This window comes from Burkholderia sp. Bp8998 (assembly GCF_003854235.1).
Taxonomy (GTDB): Bacteria; Pseudomonadota; Gammaproteobacteria; order Burkholderiales; family Burkholderiaceae; genus Burkholderia.
Window position 1 is genome coordinate 1 of record NZ_QTQF01000093.1, and the last position, 5433, is coordinate 5433.

The window sequence follows — 5433 nt, forward strand, 5'->3', positions numbered from 1 at the left end:
TTGCCAGCATTATCGCTGGCTCAGGCCCCGGAAGTTCCACTTATCCGGCTGTCCGAATTTGCGCGGCCACCTCTTACACGACCTCTTGGAAGGCGAAATTTCAGGGGAAGCTCAACCTGTACGTCCTCGGCAGCTTTGCGTCCAAGGTTTTGCACGGTCAAGGTAGACGTCTGGACCATCAATGGTGTTGGCGCAGGCGGTGTCATGGGAACGGCGAATATAAAGTCGTGGGGTATCCACCGGCCAAGCTTCGCGCCCGGTTCCAGCCAGCGCTGGAAAGCCCAAAACAGAAGGCCGATAGCGCCCGTAATGATTGCGCCTAGCAACCTTTCTGGAAGCGTTTAGCTGCAGGTGCCGTTCGAGAACGACGACGCGTTTGATCGGCGCGTCGACGACCTGCTGGTGGCGATCGCGCTGACGGCCGAGCAACACCGCTGCACATCCGAAAGCGAAGCCTGGGCAGAGATCGCCGGCGATCTCTGGCGCTGGTAGTTCGGTGCACTAATAGGATGTCTCGCTGAAGCGGGATCCCACCAATTACACAACTAGGTGAAAATGAACATTCCGGAATTTGTGCAACTCAGGGGCGACGCAACACCTGTTCAATCGATCTATGATGAGCTCATTTCAAGCGGCGTGCGTATCGAATTGTGCTCAGGGTTTGAAAGCGGTCGAAAAAGAAGCAATGAATATGTGCATGCGCGCAGGAGATCTGAACTGCCCTGTCAGAAACGCCTCTTGCAGCCTCCCGTCCTATTGAGGGTGTTCAATGATGCGTACCGCCCAAGCCTGACGCTGTCCTCAGCGCCGGACGCCACGCCATGCGACAGCGTCTGCAAACGTATCACGCCGCGCCGACGAACTTACTTGAATCCATAGCTTCCGTTCCGGAAGGCATAAATCTGGATATCGTTGGCTCCGATCGGTCGGGACTCGCCTGTATTGTCGTCCACCGTCGTACCGTGAGGCACCATCCGAATGCCCGGCATTTCTCCGGCCTTTGCCGGCAAAAACGCCACGTCGCCCGTCCATTTCGTGCACGCCAGGTCGGGGCGAGCCTTGCAGGTCGCGCTGTAATCCTCGCCGACAAGTATTTTCCCGAGGTAGTTCCAACGCTTGTCTTCTGTATGCACAGGCGGCGCCGGCCGATATGAGAACAACTCGTAGTGTGTCTGAATGAGATTCGGCGCTTCGCCGTCGACACTCGGAATCGCGATCAGGATCTTGCCGTTGTCGACCCGTTGTTCAAGCACCTTGCGCGAGCCATCGAACCTTGGCCCCTTCTCCATGAGACCGTATTCGCCGATCCAGTATTCGTTCCCGACGAACGCCCAGGGCTTGGCCGTTCCGGGATCCCTCAACTCGAATGTGGCCTCGGTCAACGTGACACCTGCCGATGGGTCGACCTTGGTATTTCCGTTGTATTTCTCGGATGTGTTGTACGCAAAACCGGTGAAATAGCGCTTCCCGTTGAGCGTGAATGCATGCCCCGCCCAGTAGGTTGCAATACTGCCGTTCTGTACCGGATAAGACGACGTGCCATCGCCCTCCACCAGATAAATCATGTGCAGGACCTCGCCGGGGCCGGGAGGCGGTGCCTCCTGATCGACTTTCGCTTTGGCGGGACGCGTGGCCGCCGCGGCGTCTGCGTTCTCACCGGTCGCATTGCTGCCGACTTTCTCTGCGGAATGCTCCGAATCGCGAGGCTGGCATGCAACAACCGCAAAACTCAGCAGAAGTACCAAGAGGTTACGCATCGACATCTCCTCACCGGATGGCTGGCCAAAGGCCGCTCGATTTTGCCTGAAGCACCGGTGCCGTCAGGCTTGCATTGCTCCGTTGTCACCAGGGGGACGCCCGGCTGAACTGCGCACCGGCCACCAACAACTCGCCTCGCCGCTCGGCGTCTTTCAAGACGTTGGTGAGTTCGGGCAATCGTTCCGAAGTCATTCCGCCTTCCTCCGGATGCTCTTCCCGATCGCCTCGGGTCTCGCTCCAGAACTTGCTGCGGAACGGGCCCGTCGAAGCAAGCTCGGACGCGATGCCACACACGATCGAATTCAGATTGGACGTCGACGGAAGCCCGTTGTCGGTTCCTTCCGTTTGCATCAGCGCGATCCAGCCGACGGCTGCCGCATCGCTCTCGGTCACGTCCGTCATGCGAAAAATGCCGAGCGTATCGTTCGAGCCGTCGGTCCGGCGCAGCACCGCGCCCAGAAATCCCTTCGCGAATCCTATGGTCCTGAATTGCCAATCGGCGTCACGACCGACGAGATCGTCGGTAATGGTTTGCAGCATCGCGATGTGATCGGTATAGCCTGCATAGCCTTTCGGTTCGTCGGGGTAGTACTGAAAATCCATCGATGGAGATGCGGTCGGCGCCGGTTTGCGTGCCGCTGCGCGTCGTTGCTTGATGTGTCGACTGTTGTTCAAAGCGCCGACGAACGCAACAAGCCCGACACTCGCCCCGATCAAGATGGTGATAATCGTCTGCTTCATCATTGCAGCCTGTGCTTCGATCCAGTCCGGTACCGGGTCATGCGATGTCGAACGCGCTCATTTCTCGCTCGCTCCGCTCAGTCCGGGCGGGTCGCCTCCCTAATTGAGCGAGCGTGCATAGGCGTCGTCCGACCCGCCGTTCGCGCGATAGCCGCATCGAAAAGCGACGCCATGGCGGTTTGCTCGTCACCCGTGGCACAGATTTTCTCGATGTACCGCTGCTGATTGTCATAGACGGGCTGGTCAATGGTCTTGTCTGCAAGCGCCTGGTCCACCTGGGTCTTGTACAGCGCCAGATTTTCCGCACACTTCGATTAGGGCATCGAATACGGCCTGCAGGCGACGCCACACAGGCACAGCAGAAGTGCGCAATAAGGCTTTATCGATCAAGCTCCTGCCGCCATTCGAGACGGCGGCACGCTACGAACTTTCTTTTATCGCATCAGGTTCATCGATCGATGTTTCTTCGAATCCTCGAAGAACGCTCACCGCCTCGCGCACGATTACAAGGATCGATCATCGATAGCCACGAGTTTCCAGCACGCCCCCGACCGCTGGAACAGATAGCGAATCTTCTGGTCGTTATCCGATCCGGAGTATTCAACATGGCCAGTCGTGTTGTTATCCTGAACAATCCGAACGACCTTGCCTTCCCGTTTGGCGCGCTCGATGTCCATCATCAGCGGGTAGGACATCTTCTGCTCGGTGACTTGCTTTGTCACCGATTTGGGCTCCGGCCGGGCGGCGGTATCTAAATTAGTGACCGAGAGGGGCCAGCGCGTAAACCTCGCCTGGATCGAAATCCTGCTCGCAAACGCCTTGACGAAAGCGCCCAGTTCGTTGGCGGGGCAGGCCGATGGGTCGATCAACGGCACTTTGTCTGAAGCAGATCCGGCCGATTCCTGGTTGACCAGCCCGTTGAGCGTCGTGACCGCCAAAACCTTTTCGACAATGCGGCTGTTTCCCTTCATGTAAGTCGTCGCCGCAATGTCACACACCGCCCTCTGCCCGCATTCCTTTTGCGCTCTGGCCTCGGCCTCGGAGTCCGCTTCAAAGAAACACGTCGGCTTGCCGTCCTTCTCCGTCGAAGAGCCCGCAATGCCCGACCCGGTCGTAAACGTGCCACTGCAAACGAAAACTTTCGGCGGAGACGGAGCAGTTACAAGACGGGCCGACGATTGGGCAGCCACCGCCTCACCAACCATGGCAACGCAAGTCAGGGCACACCATCCCATCAAAAATCGGATACGGGACATAAACGGCCGCCTCAGTTTGAAGTTTCTGTAAACCATGAAGGTCCAGCCGATCTTATCTCGAATGCGCCATCGCAAATTGTCAATAACTGCAAAATCGACTAGAAATTTTCCACAATAAACTTCGATGAAGCGAAGTTATATAATGTAATTGGCGTCTTCAATAAAATTGCGTTGATGAGGCATCCTCAATGAAAAACAATGAATTCCTTCCAGTTGTGGTGGTGACGCTCGTCTGGCTCTTGTTGCCGACGCAGGCGTTCGCGCAGACCTATCCGTGCGGAGGGCCCGGTCCTGGCGAGCGGGTCGTGGGCATGACACAAGGTGGTCTCGGCGTCGCGCCGAGTCCACTATGCGCGCCCGATGACAGCGCATCGGCGCCTTCCCGTTCTTCCGGCGGGCAGGCGGCGGAACACGGTGATGGGTGGCTTCGCTACGAAGCTGAAACGCCGTCGAACACACGATTTACCGCCGTTGCATGGCACGAAGATGCCGCTGATATCTGGGTCGTCGGCAATATCGCCGATCGTAATGACGCCGCGCTCGCGGCATTGACCGCCTGCAACGCAGTGATGGGCAAGGGCTGTGAACTTGCTGGCACTTGGTGGAATTCCTCCGTCACGATCATCCGTGATCGGTACGGTTCCTTTGCCATGGGTTGGGACGGTAACGGTGGTGCTCAAAGCAAACAAACGATAGCCGACTGCTCGGCACACCAGCTAGTGCCGTGCGAGGTCTTTGCGACGATCCCTCTGGGCAGTCGGCGTTCGCCCGATGTCTCGGCACGCAAGCTTTATGCGGCCTCCGCCTGGGCTACGGATGCGGCGAGAGATGACGGCAAACTTTATGTCGCGAGCGGCTATCGCAAGGCCGATGACGCGACTAACGCTGCCATCAAGGCCTGCAGCAACGCCACCAAAAGCACGTGCAAGACTAATGCGTTCACCGGCAATGGCGTTATTCTTGCGTACCGGCTCAATGGAGGCGATAGCAGTGCGACGTCCGAGACCTCGGCAGCGCGTGCCCAAGCCGCCGCACGGGCGGCCTGTAGCAGGCAGGCGAACAAGAGTTGCGAGATCCAAGCCGTGTTCGACAGCCGCCGGCCGGGGCTCTTCGTCCACGACTTCAAGACTGGTCAGGTCCGCTAACCTTGGTTGTCGTAGACCAAAGCAAAGCCGTCTACATGAACGCCCCCCTTTGCGCCAGACTTTCGAGGTTTTGACGAACAGGATGGGCTGCAGCTCTACATTCGGCCTTAAAGACTCTAACAAAATGAGTGTCGGGGGCTGTTAACCCGCCGCGCGTTTTGTTAACCTCTTCGTTGTTTCGCTGACGAGGAGGCCATGGCCAAACCGATACTCGATGACGAACTGTGGTCACTCATCCAACCGCTGCTACCTCCACCGAAGCCACGCCGTACGCGATACCCGGGCCGCAAGCCGCTGGACGATCGCGCCGTGCCAGAGAGCGCTGAAAAAGTCCGTATGCGCGTGTTCGCCACTTCTTCGCGCGTCGCTCTTTGACGCCTGCGCCGATGCCGCCTGTGTCGCCCTCTCGTCGCATTGCGGCATCTGCTCATCACGCTCCCCGTCCCGCGACGCGCTCGGCTGGCGCGACGCATGCAACTCGACCACGCTGCCGGCAATGCGCTCGGCGAGTTGAACATCGCAATCACGGCCGA

General features: G+C 58.4%; 6 protein-coding genes and 1 pseudogene. 3 read left to right on the forward strand and 4 right to left on the reverse strand.

Going from position 1 to position 5433, the window contains the following annotated elements:
- Positions 1–351: 351 nt before the first annotated feature.
- Positions 352–492, forward strand: coding sequence for a hypothetical protein (locus DIE06_RS38610; protein WP_185733579.1), 141 nt, complete (start codon positions 352–354; stop codon positions 490–492).
- 371 nt (positions 493–863) lie between these two features.
- Here DIE06_RS38610 and DIE06_RS37250 read toward each other — a convergent pair whose 3' ends face one another.
- The 4 genes from DIE06_RS37250 to DIE06_RS37265 all read right to left on the reverse strand — a co-directional run bounded on the left by DIE06_RS37250 (position 864) and on the right by DIE06_RS37265 (position 3791).
- Complete coding sequence (locus DIE06_RS37250; RefSeq protein WP_124665686.1) at positions 864–1757, reverse strand: hypothetical protein; 894 nt, start codon at positions 1755–1757, stop codon at positions 864–866.
- Positions 1758–1842: 85 nt separating this feature from the next.
- Positions 1843–2502, reverse strand: a complete 660-nt coding sequence (locus DIE06_RS37255; protein ID WP_260433900.1) for a hypothetical protein — start codon at positions 2500–2502, stop codon at positions 1843–1845.
- Positions 2503–2576: 74 nt separating this feature from the next.
- Positions 2577–2774: a hypothetical protein gene (locus DIE06_RS38750; RefSeq protein WP_124665687.1), complete on the reverse strand. Its 198-nt coding sequence runs from the start codon at positions 2772–2774 to the stop codon at positions 2577–2579.
- A gap of 228 nt (positions 2775–3002) precedes the next feature.
- The gene (locus tag DIE06_RS37265) at positions 3003–3791 is read right to left on the reverse strand and encodes a hypothetical protein (RefSeq protein ID WP_124665688.1); all 789 of its coding nucleotides are present in this window, start codon (positions 3789–3791) and stop codon (positions 3003–3005) included.
- A 152-nt stretch (positions 3792–3943) separates the two neighbouring features.
- Here DIE06_RS37265 and DIE06_RS37270 point away from each other — a divergent pair, with 152 nt between their 5' ends.
- Together DIE06_RS37270 and DIE06_RS39360 are read left to right on the forward strand one after the other, a co-directional pair.
- Positions 3944–4900: a DUF4189 domain-containing protein gene (locus tag DIE06_RS37270; RefSeq protein ID WP_124665689.1), complete on the forward strand. Its 957-nt coding sequence runs from the start codon at positions 3944–3946 to the stop codon at positions 4898–4900.
- 195 nt (positions 4901–5095) lie between these two features.
- A pseudogene (locus tag DIE06_RS39360) lies at positions 5096–5209 on the forward strand (IS5/IS1182 family transposase); the annotation flags it as partial.
- Positions 5210–5433 lie beyond the last annotated feature (224 nt).